Origin of the sequence: Streptomyces sp. V4I2 (assembly GCF_030817655.1) — a bacterium.
GTDB lineage: Bacteria > Actinomycetota > Actinomycetes > Streptomycetales > Streptomycetaceae > Streptomyces > Streptomyces plumbiresistens.
In genome coordinates, this window is record NZ_JAUSZM010000002.1 from 62,688 (window position 1) to 81,457 (window position 18,770).

At 70.0% G+C, this 18,770-nt stretch carries 18 protein-coding genes; 17 read left to right on the plus strand and 1 reads right to left on the minus strand.

All coding sequences use genetic code 11. The features are described 5' to 3' along the window. The first annotated feature begins 35 nt into the window (after positions 1 to 35). The 14 genes from QFZ76_RS00460 (at position 36) to QFZ76_RS00525 (ending at position 13,177) form a co-directional block, all read left to right on the plus strand. Positions 36 to 1,145 carry a C40 family peptidase gene (locus QFZ76_RS00460; RefSeq protein ID WP_307671802.1) on the plus strand — a complete coding sequence of 370 codons (1,110 nt, stop codon included), beginning with the start codon at positions 36 to 38 and terminating at the stop codon, positions 1,143 to 1,145. Next, the gene (locus QFZ76_RS00465; protein ID WP_307671803.1) at positions 1,142 to 1,780 is read left to right on the plus strand and encodes a hypothetical protein; all 639 of its coding nucleotides are present in this window, start codon (positions 1,142 to 1,144) and stop codon (positions 1,778 to 1,780) included. Before QFZ76_RS00460 ends, QFZ76_RS00465 begins: the two co-directional genes overlap by 4 nt. Beyond that, complete coding sequence (locus QFZ76_RS00470; protein ID WP_307671804.1) at positions 1,756 to 4,386, plus strand: ATP/GTP-binding protein; 2,631 nt, start codon at positions 1,756 to 1,758, stop codon at positions 4,384 to 4,386. Before QFZ76_RS00465 ends, QFZ76_RS00470 begins: the two co-directional genes overlap by 25 nt. Continuing rightward, a complete protein-coding gene (locus QFZ76_RS00475; protein WP_307671805.1) occupies positions 4,377 to 4,700 on the plus strand; it encodes a hypothetical protein in 324 nt (107 codons plus the stop codon). The genes QFZ76_RS00470 and QFZ76_RS00475 overlap by 10 nt, the downstream gene beginning before the upstream one ends. A gap of 918 nt (positions 4,701 to 5,618) precedes the next feature. After that, positions 5,619 to 6,239, plus strand: a complete 621-nt coding sequence (locus tag QFZ76_RS00480; RefSeq protein WP_307671806.1) for a hypothetical protein — start codon at positions 5,619 to 5,621, stop codon at positions 6,237 to 6,239. Then, positions 6,197 to 7,093 carry an ATP/GTP-binding protein gene (locus tag QFZ76_RS00485; RefSeq protein ID WP_307671807.1) on the plus strand — a complete coding sequence of 299 codons (897 nt, stop codon included), beginning with the start codon at positions 6,197 to 6,199 and terminating at the stop codon, positions 7,091 to 7,093. The genes QFZ76_RS00480 and QFZ76_RS00485 overlap by 43 nt, the downstream gene beginning before the upstream one ends. A 21-nt stretch (positions 7,094 to 7,114) precedes the next feature. Further along, on the plus strand, positions 7,115 to 7,816 hold the full coding sequence (locus QFZ76_RS00490; protein WP_307671808.1) for an SAF domain-containing protein: 702 nt from the start codon (positions 7,115 to 7,117) through the stop codon (positions 7,814 to 7,816). Continuing rightward, the gene (locus QFZ76_RS00495; protein WP_307671809.1) at positions 7,813 to 8,640 is read left to right on the plus strand and encodes a hypothetical protein; all 828 of its coding nucleotides are present in this window, start codon (positions 7,813 to 7,815) and stop codon (positions 8,638 to 8,640) included. The genes QFZ76_RS00490 and QFZ76_RS00495 overlap by 4 nt, the downstream gene beginning before the upstream one ends. Continuing rightward, positions 8,630 to 10,129: a CpaF family protein gene (locus QFZ76_RS00500; RefSeq protein ID WP_307671810.1), complete on the plus strand. Its 1,500-nt coding sequence runs from the start codon at positions 8,630 to 8,632 to the stop codon at positions 10,127 to 10,129. Before QFZ76_RS00495 ends, QFZ76_RS00500 begins: the two co-directional genes overlap by 11 nt. Then, the gene (locus QFZ76_RS00505; RefSeq protein ID WP_307671811.1) at positions 10,126 to 11,085 is read left to right on the plus strand and encodes a type II secretion system F family protein; all 960 of its coding nucleotides are present in this window, start codon (positions 10,126 to 10,128) and stop codon (positions 11,083 to 11,085) included. Before QFZ76_RS00500 ends, QFZ76_RS00505 begins: the two co-directional genes overlap by 4 nt. Continuing rightward, positions 11,082 to 11,966, plus strand: a complete 885-nt coding sequence (locus QFZ76_RS00510; RefSeq protein ID WP_307671812.1) for a type II secretion system F family protein — start codon at positions 11,082 to 11,084, stop codon at positions 11,964 to 11,966. The genes QFZ76_RS00505 and QFZ76_RS00510 overlap by 4 nt, the downstream gene beginning before the upstream one ends. A gap of 43 nt (positions 11,967 to 12,009) precedes the next feature. Further along, positions 12,010 to 12,225, plus strand: coding sequence for a hypothetical protein (locus QFZ76_RS00515; protein ID WP_307671813.1), 216 nt, complete (start codon positions 12,010 to 12,012; stop codon positions 12,223 to 12,225). After that, positions 12,225 to 12,653, plus strand: a complete 429-nt coding sequence (locus tag QFZ76_RS00520; protein WP_373464237.1) for a TadE/TadG family type IV pilus assembly protein — start codon at positions 12,225 to 12,227, stop codon at positions 12,651 to 12,653. Before QFZ76_RS00515 ends, QFZ76_RS00520 begins: the two co-directional genes overlap by 1 nt. Then, positions 12,650 to 13,177: a TadE/TadG family type IV pilus assembly protein gene (locus QFZ76_RS00525; RefSeq protein WP_307671815.1), complete on the plus strand. Its 528-nt coding sequence runs from the start codon at positions 12,650 to 12,652 to the stop codon at positions 13,175 to 13,177. Before QFZ76_RS00520 ends, QFZ76_RS00525 begins: the two co-directional genes overlap by 4 nt. A 199-nt stretch (positions 13,178 to 13,376) precedes the next feature. Here the strand turns inward: QFZ76_RS00525 and QFZ76_RS00530 are convergent, their stop codons facing one another. After that, positions 13,377 to 14,267, minus strand: a complete 891-nt coding sequence (locus tag QFZ76_RS00530; RefSeq protein ID WP_307671816.1) for a pentapeptide repeat-containing protein — start codon at positions 14,265 to 14,267, stop codon at positions 13,377 to 13,379. A gap of 231 nt (positions 14,268 to 14,498) precedes the next feature. On the opposite strand from QFZ76_RS00530, the gene QFZ76_RS00535 reads away from it, so the two are divergent. Genes QFZ76_RS00535 through QFZ76_RS00545 form a run of 3 tightly spaced genes read left to right on the plus strand, consistent with a single transcriptional unit; the run spans position 14,499 to position 18,708 of the window. Continuing rightward, positions 14,499 to 14,624: a hypothetical protein gene (locus QFZ76_RS00535; RefSeq protein ID WP_373464238.1), complete on the plus strand. Its 126-nt coding sequence runs from the start codon at positions 14,499 to 14,501 to the stop codon at positions 14,622 to 14,624. After that, positions 14,624 to 15,076: a pilus assembly protein TadG-related protein gene (locus tag QFZ76_RS00540; RefSeq protein WP_307671817.1), complete on the plus strand. Its 453-nt coding sequence runs from the start codon at positions 14,624 to 14,626 to the stop codon at positions 15,074 to 15,076. Before QFZ76_RS00535 ends, QFZ76_RS00540 begins: the two co-directional genes overlap by 1 nt. Next, the gene (locus QFZ76_RS00545; RefSeq protein WP_307671818.1) at positions 15,076 to 18,708 is read left to right on the plus strand and encodes a LysM peptidoglycan-binding domain-containing protein; all 3,633 of its coding nucleotides are present in this window, start codon (positions 15,076 to 15,078) and stop codon (positions 18,706 to 18,708) included. The genes QFZ76_RS00540 and QFZ76_RS00545 overlap by 1 nt, the downstream gene beginning before the upstream one ends. The last annotated feature ends 62 nt before the right edge of the window (positions 18,709 to 18,770 follow it).

The window sequence follows — 18,770 nt, forward strand, 5'->3', positions numbered from 1 at the left end:
CCCGGCACCGTAGGGCGCGGTGGGGGTGTGGGGTGGTGCTGCTGCTGTTCGCCGCCGTGTGCTGTGCCGCACCGGCAGGGAACGCGATCAGCGCGTACGTCGCGCTGAAGACGGGTGCCCAGGACGACGGCGGGATCGCCGAAGGCGGCAGCGCCGCGGACATTCCGCCCCGGATGCTGGCCGCGTACAAGAAGGCCGTCCAGCAGGCCGGCAAGCATGTGCCGAAGTGCCAGGGCATGCGCTGGCCGATCCTCGCCGGGATCGCCAAGGCCGAGTCCCACCACGCGGTGGGCCGGAACATCGCCGACAACGGTGACATCCGCCCGAAGATCTACGGGGTACTCCTCACCGGCTCCGGAGCCGGTGGCAACACCACCGTCTTCCCCGACACCGACAACGGCAAATGGGACGGCACCCCGAGCGCGGAGCGTGCCGTTGGCCCCTTCCAGTTCCTGCCCTCCACCTGGGAAGGCGTCGGCCAGGACGCAGGCGGTGACAAGACCGCCGACCCGCACAACGCCGACGACGCCGCGCTCGGCGCCGCGATCTACCTGTGCGGCAACCCGGCCCGTGACCTGACCAAGCGGGCGCAGCTGAAGGCCGCGATCTTCCAGTACAACCGGTCGCATGAGTACGTCGCCAACGTGCTGGGCTGGATCGACCAGTACACGGCGGCCGCCAAGGACCCGGACCTGAAGAACGTCACGGGCAAGGTCCGCACCGTCATCGAGGCCGCACTCTCCCAGCGCGGTGTTCCCTACTCGTGGGGCGGCGGCAACGCGGGCGGCAAGTCGACCGGCATCTGCTGCTCCCCCAGCGGCAAAAGCGGCGCAAGCATCAAGGGCTTCGACTGCTCCGGGCTGACCCAGTACGCATACGCGAAGGCCGGCATCCGCCTGCCGCGTACCGCGGCCGCCCAGGCCGGAGCCGGCCAGCGGATCCCGGCCCGCCTCGGCACCAGCGCGCTCAAGCCCGGTGACCTCGTCTTCTACGCCACCGCTCCCGGACGCGACCAGACGATCTATCACGTCGGGATCTACCTGGGCGGCGGACAGATGGTCAACGCTCCCCGGCCGGGGACCGTGGTGCGCCTGGACGCGGTCAGTGCGATGTCCGGCTTCGCGGGGGGAGCACGGCTGCTGTGACCACCACCCAGCGCTCACCGCTTCTGCTGTTGCTGAGCACCGTGATGCTCGCCGTCGCGGGTGTCGCCTTGCTGGGCGTGCCGCGCGGTCAGGAACAACCCGTCCCGGCGTCGACGGCGCACGCGACCGCGGATCCATCATCGGCGGCCACGGTGCCTCCCGCCAGGAAGCCGACCGCTGGCACGGCTCCCTCCGCGACGTCCGCCGCATCGACCCCGTCGGCCGTCGAGTCCGCGCTGGCGGCGCATGGCGAGGGCGTGGCCGGCGACCCGGCGGTCCAGCGGAACCTGGAGGCCGCCTGGCCTGCCGACCTTCCCGTCGGCGACGAGCGGGAGCTGCTTACCGCCGGCCGCGCGCTGCTGCGTGCGGACGCCACTGGAGTCGGCCGCGCGACGTGGCCAGACATCTTCCCCGACTCGGGCCAGGCGGTGGCCCCGGCATTCGCCACCGCTCGCTTTCGCATCCAGGCCGCGATCGCCCGCCGCGACGGCAGCCCGGACAAGGCGGTGGTCCATCTGGTGTGGGCCGGCAGGGACCGCGGCTCCACCTTCACCGACCTCCGCATCACCGACTGGCACTTCACCCGCACCATCACGAAGGGAGCAGCGACGTGGACGCCGCAGCCCCGTACCTGACGGACCGTGCCGATCAAGCACCAGCTGGTCAGGTACCCGGCCTGGTCACCAGCCTGGCCGGCGCCGCCGACTGGCTCTACGACCACTGGTATCTCCTCGCCCTGGCCATCTCCGCATGCTGGGGAGGCAGCCAGTTGGCGGTACGCCGGCTCGCAGCACGCGCCTCCGCCGAGCGGATGGCCCTGGAACTCGTCTCCAGCCGGCACTTCGACCCGAGCCTGGAGGAGATCTTCCGCCGCGGCGTCCAGCTCGCCCGCGCCTCCACGGCCATGCCCTGGTGGGCGCCCCGCCGGGCGAAGGCCGTGCAGATCCGGCTGCGCGCGGACGGCACCAGCCCGCTGCGCTACCGCATCGAAGGCCCCGCCGGCGGCGAACGCCTGCTGTCGGTCACCCCGTTCGGGCCGGACATCACCGTCACCCGGGCCCGCCCCATCGCCGACACGCCCCGCACACACACCGTGCGCGCCGAGTTCATCCTGCGCGGCAAGCCCATCGCCCCGCTGCGCGAGGTGCCGCTGGCCCCCGACCCCCTCCAGCCCCTCGTCGACGCCGTGGCCGACCTGCGCGCCGAGCTCGGCGACCTCGCCGAGATCCGCCTCGACCTCCAGCGCGCCCCCAAGTGGGCACTGCGGGCACGCCGCCTGCAGCTGATGAGCGCCGCGCGCCGCACGGAACGCCGCGAAGCCCAGCGGTCCGCGCGCTGGCTGCGGCAGGACGCCAGCGGCATCGAGGACTCGATGGGCTGGCAGCTGCAGCAGCTCCTCACCGACAAACCCGGCCCAGGCGGCGGGCGGCGGCTGGTGATGCCGCCGGTGCCCCGCCGGGTGGATGCGGCCCAGGCGCTGGGCAAGCTCGCCGAAGACGACCACCTGGTCCGCGTCCAGCTGCTCGTCATGTGCGCCTCGAACACCCAGGGCCGCGCCCAGGCCCGCCTCGCCCAACTCCAGGCCGCCCTCGACGTGTTCGGCGGCCGCTCCCGGTGGGCGATGCGCGGCTGGCGGCTGGGACCGTGGCGGATCGGGGCCGACCACTGGCCCACCCGCCGCGGCTTCGAGCGCCGCTGGAATCTGGGGCACTGCCAGCCGCCCCGCGCCAACTGGGTCCAACTGGAAGAGATCACCGGCCTGCTCAAGCCCCCCACCGTGCACTGCCGGCTGCCGGTGCTCGCCGGTGACCTGCCCACCTTCGCCTTCGGCGACCCCGAGTTGCTGCTGCAGGGCATCTACCGGAGCCCGGACGGCCGTGAGCGTCTGGTCGCCACCTACGCAGAGGAGACTCTGTTCGAGGTGGGGGTGGGCAAGGCGGGCGGCGGCAAGACGGAAAGGGCCCTGGCGCAGGCGATCGGCTGGGCACACGCGGGCGGGGGGCTGGTCTTCGTCGACCCGCACCGCGACTCGTGGCCGCGGGCCACCAGGTTCCTGGCACACGAGACCCTGATGCCCCGGATCGCGCTGATCGACCTCAACGCTCTTGGCCCCAACCCGCGGGTGAGTTCTTGGAATCCGCTCGGGATGCACCACGGCCAGACGGCGCACGAGGTCGTCGAGGCGATCGCCGACTCCTACGCCTCCGCACTGGCCTGGGACGACGCAACCGCGCCCCGTGCCCTCACCATCCTGACCGCCGCGCTCACCGTCCTGGCCGCCATCAACGAGGCGGCCTGCCAGGTGGGCCGGCCCGAGGACCAGGCCACCATCTTCCATATACGGGCCCTGCTCACCGACACCACCTTCCGCAAGGCAGCGCTCGCCGCGGTGGCGGGCCGACTGGATGAGGAGACCCGCGCCTGGTGGCAAGTCGTGTTCCCGACCCTGCCCCCTGACGCGTTCGCCGTCGTCCTCAACCCGATCACCCGCCTGGCCGCCAACCCCATCACCCGCGCCTTCCTCGGCCAGCCCGCCGGCGTCTACAACATCCGCGCCGCCATGGACACCCGGATGATCGTGTGGGTGTGCCCGGGCGGCACCGGACCCACCGACCGCCTGATCACCGCGCTCCTCGCCCGCGACCTGCTGCGCGCCGCACGCTCCCGCCGCGACACACCCGAAAGCAGGCGGGTGCCGTTCCGCCCCTACTTCGACGAACTGATCACCCTCACCGGAGCCACCCCGGAAACCATCGCGAGCATGTTCGAGGACCTCCGCAAATACCGCTGCCACGTCCACGGCATGACCCAGCTACTGGCCCGCCTCCCCACGCCAGTGCGGCTGTCCCTGGTACAGAACGCCTCCACACTCGCCACCACCGCCGGATCCACATCCGCGATCGCACCCATCACCGCCGAATGGGGCGACAACCCCACCCCCGACCGGGTCGCCACCATGGAACGCTTCCAGCACTACATCTCCCTGAACGTGCACGGCCACCGCATCGGACCCCTCCAGCTGCGCGGCCCGCATCTCGACGACATCTTCGCCCACCTGGCCCGCCCCAGGGACGTCCCCGCGCTGGAACGAGCCGCCCGGGCCAACGCCCAAGCACTCCCACTCACCCAGCTCACCCAGCGCGCCACCGCCCAGCTCGACCGCGTCACCGCCTTTCTCGCCCAGCACTCCCCCGCCGCCACCACCGCTGCCGGCCTGCCCAAGGACAACGAATGGACCTGACCACCACCCCGCCCAAGGAGCGTACGGCGGCGGGCTTCACGCCCAGCCCCGCCGAACCCCTCACCCATCAGCTCCTGGCCACCCTCGCCCAGCACCGCACGGCCACCACCCACCAACTGCACATGCTGCTGCGGCCCGACCCCTCCCGGCAGCCGGTCTCACAGCAGCCGAACCAGCCGCACGGCGAGCACCTGGTCGACTACGTGGTACTGCCCCAGTCCCACCGCACCCGGGCCTGGTACCTCACCCCGAAGGGCGCCCGCCTCACAAGGGACTGGCCGCACGCCGCGGCACACCCCTGGACCGCACTGTGACACGTCATCAGGTCTTCCGGACGGAATGTCGCAGCCCCGTAACCGCCCCCGAAACCCCCTTGAACTTTGCTCTTGCGAACGCATAACTTACAGGCGTGCGATGAAAGCATCGCATCATAAAAGCCTGGAACAGACGGGACCTTAAGGAGCGGCAGATGACACAAGCTACCAACGGAATTCGCAGCAACGAACGCTGCGTTGAAGACGCATGGCCCGCCCGGACGCGCAACGTCTCCCGCATCGGCACTGCCTGCGTGATCCAAGGGACCGGCGACTTCGACCTGGACGACCTCAACCTTGTCCGCCACCGATTCCCCAACCGACGCGTCACCCTCGACGGCGACGTGATCACCGTATGGCCAACCCCACCACCCACCCGGGAAGAGGACTCCCCCAACCGGCAGCCCTGGCCCGGCGAACCAGCACCACACCCCGCAACCGGCCACGCACCCTCCCGACCGCAGACCACCCACCCGAAAGCACATCCATGAACACACGGACCACCACAGCTCCCGGCAGACACCTGACCACCATGACGATCACAGCAGGACTGGAGCGACGCCCGGTCGCGTCCAGCACCACGGAGGCCAGCCACCCGACAACCACCGGGCAGGCCGCCGAACCCGTGCGGCCATCCACCGAAGCAAGAGCCCGACGAGCCGACGCCCCCAAAACCGGCCGTGCGATCCCTTTCACGCAGAACGACCCGCCGGCCTCCACGCTCGCCTGTGACCAGATATGCCCCGAGTTACGAGCGAGAACTTCCGGTCACAGCTGGGAAGTTGGCTGGCATATGCGCAGCCTTTCGACTACAAAAAGCGCGTCGATGCACCTCGACCAGAGCGCACGGCCGGGTCCCGACTCCGGCAACTCCCGGACCCACCGGCCTGATCGCCCAGCACTGAATGGGGAGGACTCGTGACACGCCGGGTAGGACATCGCACCGTTCGTTTCGATGTTCGCGTACGAAACATCGCTGCTGCTTCCCTCCTGCTCGGCGCCGCGTTCACGATGACCGCGTGCAGCGGAAACGGCGGGGAGGCCGACAGCTCGGCTACAACCCCCTCGGTCACCTCCAGCGACACGCCCGCGCCTGCCACATCTTCTGCCAATACAGACCCTCAGGCAGCTGAGAAAGCAGCCGTACTGGACGCATACGACCACTTCTGGGACGAGCAGGCCAAGGCCTATGCCAAGGGCGACACGGCCGGCACTGCATTCGACCAGTACGCCGCCGCGGAGGCCATGTCGAGCACCGAGGCGGACCTGAAGGATCTGCGGTCCAAAGGCATCGTGACGACTGGCGCGCCCACGCACGACACCACAGTCGACAGTCTCGCCGCAGCGAAGAAGGTGCCGTCCGCGAAGCTGACGGACTGCATGGACAGCACCGACTGGAAGTTCGTCTATCGCAAGACCGGCAAGCCCGTGGAGATGCCGGAGGACCGGCTCATCCGCTACGTGACGAAGATCGACGCGGAGAAGTGGGGGAAGCAGTGGAAGATCGTGAACGTCACGCCGCAGCAGAGCGTCTGCTGACTCACACCGGCCTCGGACTGGCCGCGGCGGCCGTCCTGTCCCTGGTCTGGCCCACGCAGGCCTTCGCTGGACCGCCTCTGGGGGGTGGCTGCAGCGGGGCGGGCAAATGGGTGGTGTGCGAAGCGGACAACGACTCAGCCACCTCTGGATCGGGCGCGCAGCCGGCCGACTCCGGTAGCGGAAAGAACAGCGATACCCAGCCGGTGTGCACCAGTAGGAAGCTGGACCCGCAGCCCCCCGAAGGCAGCATGTACTGGAAAGACCAGTCCCCCAAAGACGGAGGAGCGGTCTATGAACGCTCCTGCCTTACCGGGCCGGGCGGCACCCCGGTCTACACATATTTCATCGCCGATGACGTTGCAGACGTTCCAGCTGTCGATCCCCTCGTGGTGGCACAGCAGGCCGTCAACAAAATGAAGCTCATCGGACCAGATATCGCCAGCCCCCGCGCCGCTGGCACGTACCTCGTGGGCGTGCCCATGTGGATGTGGGTGAATCAGAGTCCCACCACCTTCGGCCCGAATGCCACGAGCGCCAGCGCGGGCGGCGTGACCGTGACCGCGACCGCAAAGGTCACCAAAATCGTCTGGGCGATGGGGGACGGGTCGACCGTCACCTGCAACGGGGCTGGCACGAAGTACGTGGCGTCATACGGCAAGCAGGAGTCTCCGACCTGCGGACACGCCTACTCCCGCAGTTCCGCCCCCCAGCCCCAAGGCAAGTACACGGTAACGGCCACGTCGACGTGGACGGTCGACTGGCAAGTGGCCGGCGGCGATGAAGCGGGGCAGTTCACCGAGACCAGGCAGTCGCAGATGCAGGTGGGGATCGGCGAACTGCAGGTTGTCAGATAACGCCGCCGGAAGGATGGAGCGTTGAGCAAGACACAAGAACGCACGAGCCCTGCGCACGGCGTACCGCCGCAGGGGCAGGTGGCTGGCCCGGTGGCGCCGCCGCGGGTGTCGGCACGCAGGCGCCGCCCCGGCGTGATCGCGTTGTCGCTGGCGCTGATTGCTGCTGGCGGCGCCGGGGTCGCGGTTTTACTGCTGCAGGTCGGCAACCGCACGGAGGTAGTCACCGTAGTTCGCGACGTCCAGGTCGGCCAGGTCCTCACCGAGCAGGACCTGGGCAAAGCATCGGTAGCCCTGGATCCCGCCGTCAAGACGGTTCACAGCGACAACCTGGACTCAGTGGTGGGCAAGCGGGCGGCGGTGGAGCTCAAGCCCGGTTCCCTGCTGACGCCGTCACAGGTGACGAAAGACTCTCTGGTGAAGGCTGGCGAGCAGCTGGTGCCGATCGGCCTGAAGCCGGAGATGGTGCCCGCCACGGCACTGGTGCCGGGACAGAAAGTGCAGTTGGTCCATGTCCCGGCTCAAAGCGCGACGGGAACGGCGGAGAGCGGCACAGCGCCCAAGACGATCGCGGGGCGAGTCGTGAAGGCATCGAAGCCTGCCCCCGGCACCGGCGTCGTGGTCGTCGACGTCGCCACCACCGCGCAGGACGGCCCCACGGCCGCGGCCTGGGTGTCGGCCGGCACACTGCGGCTGGTCCTTGACGCTCCGGACGGCAGCCGATGAGTGTGATCGCCTTAGCTGGCTGCAGTGGCGCGCCCGGGGTGACCACGAGTGCTCTCGCCTTGCTGCTGTCGTGGCCGCTGGAGCCGGGCCGGAAGATGATCCTGGCCGAGTGCGACCCGGACGGCGGCGCGGTGCTGCACGGACTGCTGCAGGGCACCCTGGGCGACCGGTACGGGCTGCGCAACCTCTCCGTCGCCGCCCGCCAGGGCGATCTTGGTGACGTCTTCTGGCGTCAGCTGATCGACTTGAGCAGCGAGGACGGCAAGAAGGAGTCGCCGCGCGACCGGTTGTTGCTGCCGGGCATTACTGATCCTGCGCAGGCGGCGAGCCTGGGTTCGGTGTGGAAGGCGTTGGGGGTCATCTTCCGCGGCATCGAGGCCGAGCACAGTCACGACGTTCTGATCGACCTCGGCCGCCGCGGGGCGTTCGGGCCCTCCGGTGTCCTGGCCGAGCAGGCCGACACGGTCCTCGTGGTGGTGCGTAACACCCTGCGCTGCCTGCAGGCCGCGGAGGCCCGGGTGCGTGCGCTGGCGGAACAGGTCGGCGAGGTGGGGCTGATTGTGATCGACCAGGGTCCCTACCCTGCGGGCGAGGTGCAGCGGGTGCTGCAGGTGCCGGTGGTGGCGACCCTGCCCTACGCGCCGGACGACGCCCGTGTGCTGTCGGACGGCGCCGAGCAGGCCCGTCGTTTCACCAAGTCGCCGCTGATGAAGGCCGCCCGGACGGGCAGCGCCCTGCTGGTGCAGCGGGTTGCTCTGCGGCGGGCCCGTCTCGATCCAGGCGGCGTGCGTGCCGCGGGCGGGCAGGTGACCCGTGCGCGGTAGGCCTCTGCACACCGATCCCAGTGTCGCTGCGCCGCCTGGCCATCCCTTGCAGTCGTGGACGCACCAGGCGGACGGCGCACATGCTCCGACTGGTGCTGTCTCGAGTACGCACGCGCTGGGCACCGCCACGCCTCAGGTCACCGTCGATTACAAGGTCGCCCGGCATATCGCGGCCCAGGTAGCCAAGCAGCGTGAGGAGCTGCTGAAGACGACGCCGGATATGGACCGGGCGAGCGAGGAACAGCGCTGCCTGAACTGGATCAACGAGGCTGTCGCCCTGTGGTCGGACGCCCAGGCCATGGCGCCGCAGGAGGACGAAGCCCTCCGGCGTGCCGTCTATGACCTGCTCTTCAGGGCGGGTCGATTGCAACCATATCTGGACGATGAGCGGGTCGAGGACATCATCATCCAGGGCCCGCATGAGGTGTGGCTGGACTACGGCGACGGCGAGCGCCGCATGGTGGGGCCGATCGCGGACTCGGAAGAGGAACTGCTGGAGCTGCTGCGGGAGCTGGCCCGCGGCTCCGGGCAAAACGAGCGCACCATCTCCACCGCGAACCCGACGCTGGCTCTGTCGTTGCAGGACGGTTCCCGTCTGCAGGCCATCAGCGGGCTGGGGCCGATGACCTACGCGGTCATCCGCCGGCACCGGGTCTCCCACGCCGCTCTCGACGACCTGGTACGGCTGGGCACGATCGACCCGATCCTGCGTGACTTCCTCGGCGCGTGCGTGCGCGCGGAGAAGAACATCATGATCGCAGGCAAGCAGAAGGCGGGGAAAACCACGCTGCTGCGGGCGATGCTCAAGGAGTTCGACCCGGACACGCGGTTTGCCACCATCCAGACCGAGGATGAGCTGTTCGCTCACGCCAACGGCTATCACCGCCAGGTCGTCTCCCTGGTCGGGCGTGAGTCCAACGGGGAGAAGGACGTCACCGGGCGCGGCGCCGGCGAGGTCACGCTGCTGGATCTGATGCATCCGGCGTTGCGGATGTCGCTGGAGCGGATCGTGGTCGGCGAGGTCCGCGGGCCTGAAGTCGTCGCGATGATGCAGGCGTTGACGAACGGGTCGGGCGGCAACCTGTGCACGATCCACGCCCGGCGCCCGGACATCATCTTCGACCGGATCGCCGAACTGTACGCGCTCGCCCAGGAGAACCTGTCCGAGCAGCTCGCCTACCGGCAGACCGCCAACGGCCTGGACTTCATCGTCTACGTCGACATGACCGACGAGACGCAGATCGGCGGACGGCGCCACCGCTACGTCTCCCATGTCCTGGAGCTGACCGGGATCGGCGAGAACGGCCGGCCCGCGACCAACGAGATCTTCTCCCCCGGGACTGAGTTCGGGGAGCTGCGGGCGGTGCCGCGGATGGATCCGGGCTGTATCGACGACCTGCGCCGCGTCGGCTTCGACTCCGCCCTGCTGCAGCAGCCCTACGGGGCCTGGCAGGCACCGCTGCCGCTGAAGGTGGGAGCAGGCCGATGACCTTGTTGCTGGGGCTGCTGAGCGGCATGGCCGTCATCGGCGGGCTGATCGGCATCGTGGCCGGACTCGTCGGCACGACCGCACCGCGCCGGGCCTCGCTGCGGCAACGGTGGCAGGCCCTGCGCTCGGGCCCCGAGCAGGCCGAGGACGTCCGGCTGCGCCGGCGGACCCTTGCCGTGGTGGCGGTCGTGGTGTTCGTCGCCGTGTGGCTGGTCTCGGGGAACTTCGTGGGCGGCGCGCTGCTCGGCGCGGCCGTCATCGGCGTGCCCTGGCTGATCGCCCCGGCGCAGCTTGCGCAGGAACGCATCGGGCAGTTGGAGGCGCTCAGCGAGTGGACCCAGCGCCTGGCCGGGCTCTTGAGGTTGGGGATGGGTCTGGAACAGGCGATGATCACCAGCCGTCAGGGGGCACCAGACGAGCTTTCCGGGCAGGTCGTCAACCTGTCCGACCGGCTGCGTCTGGGCTGGCGGCCGCAGGAGGCGCTGCGCGCGTTCGCCGGGGAGTTGGACGATGTGACCGCGGACAAGGTGGTCGCCGCACTCATCCTGTCGGCGGGCGACCGCGGCCCGGGTCTGGCGCAGGCGCTGGAGGATCTGGCGGGCACGGTCCGCGACGAGGTCGCCAAGAAGCGTTCTATCGAGGCGGACCGGGCCAAGCCCCGCACCACGGTGCGGTGGATGACCATCCTCACCGTGGGCGTCGTGGTGGCCGGGTTCTTCGTGCCTGCCTACACCAAGCCGTACTCCACGCTGCTGGGTCAGCTGGTGCTCGCCTTCCTGATGGCCGCCTTCATCGGGGTGCTCGCTTTGATGCGGCAGCTGGGTTCCTTCCGCCGCATCCCCCGCTTTTTGATCACCGACCCGTCCAGCACCGTCCGCCTGCCCGCACCCGCCGAGGAACCCGGCACGCCGGACCTGCCGGCTGCCGGCCGTGAGCCGGAAGGAGCCAGCTCGTGAACCTGCTTCCCGTCGTAGTCACCGGGGGCACGGTTGGCGCCGGCCTGGCGTTGCTGGTACGGGAACTGCTGCGCCCTCAGCCCGCGCTAGGGCCCGCCCTCGCACGCAGCGCCCCGACGGCCTTGACCCTGCCCGAGCCGGAACTGGACCGCGAAGAGCGGTGGGGCCGGTGGCTGCTGGCCCGCCTCGAGCGCCTGCCCGGCGTGCGGGTCCCTGCCACCAACCTGGCCCTGCTCGGGCAGGGACCGGGCCAGTTCATGCTGAAGAAGACCGCACTGGCTGGTCTCGGCCTGCTCTGCCCGGTGCTCGTCACGATCCCGTGGATCATCGCGGGCGTCTCCCTGCCGTTCTACGTGCCCGCCGGCGCCGGCCTGGTCGTGGCGGGGCTGCTGTTCATCACGCCGGATCTCGCGGTGCGGGACCAGGCCAGGCGGGCCCGGGAGGAGTTCGCACACGCCCTGTCCGCCTACCTGGACCTGGTCGCGCTCAAACGGGCCGCCGATGCCGGCCCCGCCGAGGCGCTGGAGAAGGCCGCCGAGGTCGGCCGCGGCTGGCCCTTCCTCTACCTGCAGGCGGCCCTGCGCCGGGCCAGGCTGGAGAAGATCCCGCCCTACCAGGCACTGACCGAGCTCGCCGCCGAGTACGAGCTGCCCGTCCTGGACGACGTCGCCGACATCATGCGCGGCAGCGCCACCGACGGCGCCGCCGTCTACAAAGCCCTGCGCGCCCGCACCGCCGCCCTCAACAGCGAGCTGCTGGCCACACAGGCGGCCGAGGCGAACGCCGCCAGCGAGAAGATGACCGCCCCCGGAGCCCTGCTCGCCGTGCTGGTCATGCTGCTGATGGCGTTCCCCGCGGTGATCCGCATGCTCACCGTCTGACCAACCCTTTACACATGTTCAACCTGGTGGAGGAGCACTCCCGATGAAGCACACCGCAGCCCATTCCTACCGCGCCATCCGCCGGCTGACCAGGCACCTTCAGGAGGCCACGGCCGAGGCCGCGCGTCACCCGGACAGGGGTGACATCAGCATCACCACCGTCATCATCTGGGTCGCCGCCGTCACCGGCGCCCTGGTGATCGCCGGAACCATCGCCGTGGTGATCGCCAAGTACAACGGCAACCTGGCCGGCATCTGATGCCAAACGGCGACCGGCTGAAAACCTGGTGGCACGGGCGACGGTGGCGCGATGACCGGGGCGACACGTCCATCCAGATGGCGATCGTCTACCCGTTCGTGCTGCTCGCCACCATCGCCGTCATCCAGGCCTCCATGTGGTACTACGCCCGCCAGATCGCCCTGACCGCCGCCCGCGAGGGCGCCAGCGCGGCCCGCGCCTACCAGGCAAGCCCGGCCGACGGCACCGCCAAGGCCCGCGAGGTGCTGGGCCGTTCGGCGGGCGACAGCCTGGTCGGCTACAGCGTCTCCACCGCCGGGAGCACTGGCGAGCGGGTGCGGATCCAGGTGACGGGCACGGCCCAGTCGATGATCCCGGGCCTGTCCGGGCTGCGGGTCAGTCAGTCGGCCTCCGGAGCGGTGGAGCGCTGGACGGTGCCGGGGGGATGAAGTCGTTGAGCAGCAGGGCTTGTTGGGCGCGCTGGGGGCGCGGTGACGAGGGCAGTGTGGCGATCGAGGCCGCCGTCATCCTCCCACCGCTGATCATGTTCATCTGTCTGGCGATCGCCGGGGGACGCCTGGTCACCTCCGGGGCGAAAATCGATGCGGCGGCCGAGGACGCGGCCCGGGAAGCATCCATCCACCGCACCGTGGCGGCCGCCCAGAACGCCGCGCAGGCGGCGGCCGCCGAGTCTCTGGGCGACCAGGGCATCACGTGCGCGTCCGCCGACGTCACCGTCAACACCGGCGGACTGAGCGTGCCGGTGGGCCAGGTCGGCACCGTGACCGTGACGGTGACCTGCACAGTCACCCTCTCCGACCTGCTGCTGCCGGGCGTCCCAGGAGCCCGCACGCTCACGTCGACGGCAACCTCCGTGGTGGATCAGTACCGGCAGCGAGCTCTTGGGTTCACAGATCCCGCATTGCCCTCGCTGTGGAACTCAGGCGCCGAGGTAGGTGGGGAAGATGTCTGACTGCATGGATTCTCGAACTCCATCCTCCCCGTCTCAGACACGGCACTGCACCGTTGTCCTGGGAGACGGCGAACTGCGGCGGCCTCGACCGTTCGATCCCTGTGGGAGAAGGCGGCGCAGTCCTGCCCTCCTGAAGCGCCCGGTACACGCTGGTTGGGGGTATGCGGGCGTGCGCTTGTGCCCAGGACAGTGGCGCGATCTATGTGCGGTGGCGGGTGCCGGGCAAGGTCGTCGTGTCGTCGGTGCGGACATCGGTGAGGTCGGCCCCGTCCAAGAGAGCGTCCGACAGGTCGGCTCCTCTCAGATCAGCACCGTGCAAGCTGGCTTGCCGCAGGTCGGCGTGTTCCAGGTGCGCGTTGCGCAGGTCAGCGCCCGGCAACCGGGCGCCTCGAAGGTGGGCGTGACGGAGATCAACGTTCACCAGCTGGCCGTTTCCCAAGTTGCTGTTGGGCATGTAGGCACGGGCCAGATTCGAATGCCGCAGGTTGGTCCCCTCCAGCTGGGCCCCGCCGAGCTGCGCGCGGCGCAGATCCGCTCGCGACAGGTACAACGGGTGTTCCTGAGGATGCCCAGGGCGGCGGCCCAGCACGTACAGAGCGGTCTGCACGTCCGGACACCGGATCGTCAGCCAAGGCACATCGCGGTCCACGGTGGGTGTGGGGTGTTCCGGTCCGTCGGGGGCGCCAACCGGCCATCGAGAGTGCTCACGGACGAACGCGCACAGGATATCGGTGACGGTCGGTCGGTCGTCGGGAGAGTTCTTGGCGACCCTTTCCAGGGCGTAGATGCCCCCGAGCCGGACATCGAGCGTTTCGCTCCCGAGGTGATCAATTGCCCGGGTGAAGCGTTCCGCGATCTGCCCCTCGCGGGCCAGCCGGAGTTGCTGCCAGCCGACAGCTGCACCTGCGACGACGACCAGCCCACCCATGGCTTGCAGCAATTGGCTGCGGAAGTCGTTTTGTACCCGGGCCTGGGCTTGTTGCAGTTCGACGCCCTTCGCCTTGCCTGCGACATGACCCAACTCGCGCGACGTGAGGGGCGGATAGAGCACTCGGGGAAGCCAGACAACCGCAGCCAAAGCGATCAGCACAGCAACTCCACCCAGTGCGCCGAACACCCTTCGATGCGACCGCATTGGTGTCACCTTCCCCCCTGCCGACAACGCTGGACGCGTTACCTTGCCCAGCCGCGAGAGCGGCCAGTCCCGGCACGCCGGAAGCAGGCCGGGAACCCAGCAGGACCTGGCAGGGCGGGAACACATCCCGCTTGCTCATGCCCGGCTTTACCCCACTCCCCCACCAACGCGGCAGGAGTGGTCCAGGTGGGAACAGTGACCGTGACCTGCACGGTCAGCCTCTGCGACCTGCTGCCGGGCGTGCCCGGAGCCCGGACGCCTACCTCGACGGCAACGTCCGTGGTGGACCAGTACCGGCAGCGGGGCGACTGATGATCTTTCAGCAGCTGGGGCTGAGCCGGGCACGGCGGGATGACCGGGGAGGCGTCACCGTGTTCGTCGCGGTGTGCGTCGTCGCGCTGCTCGGCATCATCGGCGTCGCCGTCGACGGCGGCAGCAAGATGCGCGCGGTCGAACGCGCCGACTACATCGCCGGCGAGGCCGCCCGGGCAGGCGGTCAGGCCATCGACGCCGCCGAGGCCATCAGCGGTAACGCGATCGTCGTGGATCCGCAGGACGCGCAGGCCGCCGCCCAGGCCTACCTGAACTCCGCCGGCGCCACCGGCACGGTCAGCGTGTCCGGCGACGGCAAGACCCTCACGGTCGTCGTGACCGGCTCCTACGACACGAAGTTCCTGTCGGTGGTCGGGATCGGCTCGCTGTCGGTGACCGGCCAGGGCACGGCCGCCCTCCTGCACGGCGTCACCGCCCCCGAAGGAAACTGATGCCCGCCACCCACTCCCCCGCCACAGCGGCCGCCCGCACCCTGGGCCGGATCCTCAAGGCCGTGCTGAGCCTGCTCGTGCTGGCCGGCGCGGTCTGCGGGCTGCCGCTGCTGCTGGCCTGGATCACCCCGGTCATCTGGGCTTCCACCCACGACGACCTCACCCACCTGCTCGACCGGCAGGACACCGGGGCGGCGTTCCTGCTGCTGCTCGCCTGCGTGGGCTGGATCGGGTGGATGCAGTTTGCGTTCTGCGCCGTCCGTGAGCTGATCGCACAGCTGCGGGGCCGGACCTGGCGCGCCCCGCGCGGTCTGGGCTCCTCACAGCGGGCCGCCGCGCTTCTGGTGGGCAGCATCCTGGTACTGCTGCCCACGAGTTCGGCGCTGGCCTCCGACGCGCAGGCCGCGCCGGCCGCCACCGCGGCTCCCATCCCCGGACAGGCATCGCGGGCCCCGCAAGCCACCGAAGCCGATCAGGCTCGGTCGTCCGCCGCGAGTACGCCGGCGTCCCGCACGTACACGGTGCGCGAGATGCGGCCCGCGGAAAGCCTGTGGGGCATCGCAGAACGGGAGTTGGGGGACGGCGAGCTGTGGCGGGAGATCGCCGCACTGAACGACGGCCGGACCATGGCCGACGGCACGGTCTTCCGTGCGAACAGCTTTCTGCAGCCCGGCTGGCAGCTTCAAATGCCCGATCCCAGCGCGTCTGCGAGAGGTGTCCGTACGCAGCTCGGTGACGGCGTGCCGATTGCCGAGGAGAAGGGTGAGCATGTCGTCACGGTCCACCCGGGCGACTACCTGTCGAAGATCGCTGAGGACGAGGTCGGTGACGCCAGCGCGTGGCCGGAGTTGTTCAAGGCAAGCCGGGGCAAGCCGCAGCCGCACGGCCTGCCCGCCATCTCCGACCCGGACATGATCTACGCGGGGCAGCAGGTCACCGTGCCCGACCTTCAGCCCGGCCAGGACACGCCGCCCCGCGATGGTGACCAGGGCGAGGAGGCGGGCAGCCAGGAGACCACTCCCCCAGCCACCCCGACGCCAGACAGCGAGCAGAACCCGGGCGAGGGCACCGGGCAGGAGCAGGCACCCCCCACGCCGAGCCACACCACGGCGCCCGCGCCACGCTCGTCGGCCCCCAGCACACCGGACAGCCGTCCCGCCGAGCAACCCGGGCAGGATCAGGACCCTGGTTCCGCGACGGCTACCGCGGCGCCCCAGCCCAGCGCCAGCGCCTCTGCCGCTTCGCCGTCGGTGTCGGTGTCGGTGTCGGCCCAGCCGTCCGGTTCCGCTGCCTCCTCCCCCACGGCCACGGCATCCGAGGCGCCGGCCCCGGCCGGCAGCCCGTTGAACCTGCACACCGTTCTCGGCGCCGGCGCGCTGCTGGCCGCCGCCCTCACCGGAGCTCTCGCCCTGCGCAGGACGCTGCAGCGCCGCCGCCGCAAACCGGGCGAGACGATCGCCATCGCACCGCAAACCTCGCCGGCCGAAGCCCAGTTGGCGGCGGCCGCCGAACCGGACGGCGCCACCCGCCTGGACGTCGCCCTGCGCACCCTGGCCCACCAGCTGCCCCAGGAGGAGACTGCGGGTCTGCCGCCGCTGCGGGCCGCACGGATCGGTACCCGCACGGTTCAGGTACTGCCCGAGGATCTCTCCCAGGAGCCGACGGCTCCCTTCGTCACCGCAAAGGGCGGATGGTGGGCCCTGGACGCGGACACCACCCTCCTTAACGAAGAGGCCGCCCGCGAGGTACCGCCCCCGTACCCGGGACTGGCCACGATCGGCAGCACCAAGACAGGTGACCTGCTGCTGCTCAACCTCGCCCGGCTGCCCGCCCTGCTGCTGGACGGCAACCCGGTCCACATCACCGAAATGTGCACCTCACTCGCCCTGGAACTCGCCATGAGCCCCTGGGCGGCCGAAGCCGAAGTCGTCACCGTGGGCTTCGGCGAGGACCTGCCACACCTGCTGCCCACCACGCGGATCACCCACATGCGCCAGCCCGCGCACGCCTTGCGCGATCTGAGCGAACGGCTGCTGGAAGCACACCAGATACCCGAAACCCGGCATCAGCCGTATCTGCTGCTGTGCGCATCCCCACTCGACGCGGACACCGCCTGGCAGTTCGCCGACCTCATCGACAAAGCCGGAACGGTCCCCGTCACCCTGATCGCCCCGGCCAGCACGGCAGCCCCACACTTCCCCGAAGCAGAAATCCTCAACGCCTCACTCAACGAACCCCAGCACCTCAACCACACCGGCACCGACGTCACGGTGCAACGCCTGGAACACACCGCCTACCTCCAGATCACCACCGCGCTGACCGTGTCCGCCCAGCCGCCCCACCCGGCCCAAGGCCCCTGGCAGAACGTCCCCAACGAACCCGACAACGAGCAGCAGCCCGATCAGACCACACCGCACACACCCACGCCGCAGGAGACCGACACACCCACGACCGACCCTGACACGAACCCGACACCGACACCGACACCGACGCCGACACCGACGCCGACAGCAGAGGTAAGCGGCGGCGTCTTCCCCGCCCTGCTCGCCGCCACCACCGACCCGTCCGCACTCCGGCTCCTGCCTACCGCCGAGACGCCGACTCAGGCCGAGGAAGGAGCAGGTCCAGACACCCAAGCGCCGGCGCCCCCGGCTCCCAGGGACCCAGCAGCCAGGGAGACCCCGGCGGCTGGAAAGGCCACGGCGGCCGGAGAAGCCGACACGGAGGAGGACACCGTTGAGGAATCCACGGTGGCGGACAGGGATGAGGGCGAGGCACACGACCTGCACGCGCCGCAGATCCGGGTGCTGGGCCCGCTCCAGGTGACCGGCGTGGCACACACCGGCCACGGCCCGCGGATGGCACAGCTCGCCGCCCTGCTGTATTTCCGGCCCGGGCGGAGTGCGGATGTCCTGTGTTCGGACATGGATCCCGTCAGTCCGTGGTCGACGGCCACCCTCAACGCCCGCATGCAGGGCCTGCGTCGTTCCCTGGGGAATGATCCCGCCGGCACCCCCTACGTGCCCCGCCGCACGTCCGGCGAGGACCCCTACCGGCTCGCACCCGGCGTGCGCTGCGACTGGACCCGCTTCCTCCAACTCGCCGAACACGCCCTGCCACAGGGCGTGTTCGGTCTGCCGGACCTGGAAAGAGCGCTCGCGATGGTCCGGGGCCGGCCATTCGGAGGCAAGCCCCTGCCCTGGGCCGAGCCCCACCAACAGGAAATGACCACCCGCATCATCGACGTCGCGCACACCGTGGCCACCTACCGCACCCCCGCAGGCCCCCACCACGACCTCAGCAAAGCACGCCAAGCCATCACGACCGGCCTCGAGGCCGACGACACGTCGGAGCTGCTGTATCGCGACTGGTTCAGGATTGAGGCCGCGGCAGGCAACCGGCAAGGACTCCACACCGCCATCACCCGCCTCCAACAAATCAACCAGACACTTGACTGCTCACTCGAAACCGAAACCGAACAACTCATCAACGATCTTCTCGATCCGGCCCGGGACCATCGGGCACAAGCAACCGTGAGCGTCCCGCAGTCCGCGATGACGGACTTCCGCCCTCGGACGCCTCCCGACCGCCGGCCAGCCGGGCACACCGAATCACCCGACGCGCAGTCATGAAAACCGTTCAGATGCGAGGCCACCCGCCGATCACGGGCAAAAGCTCGTGAGCGCCGGGCGCA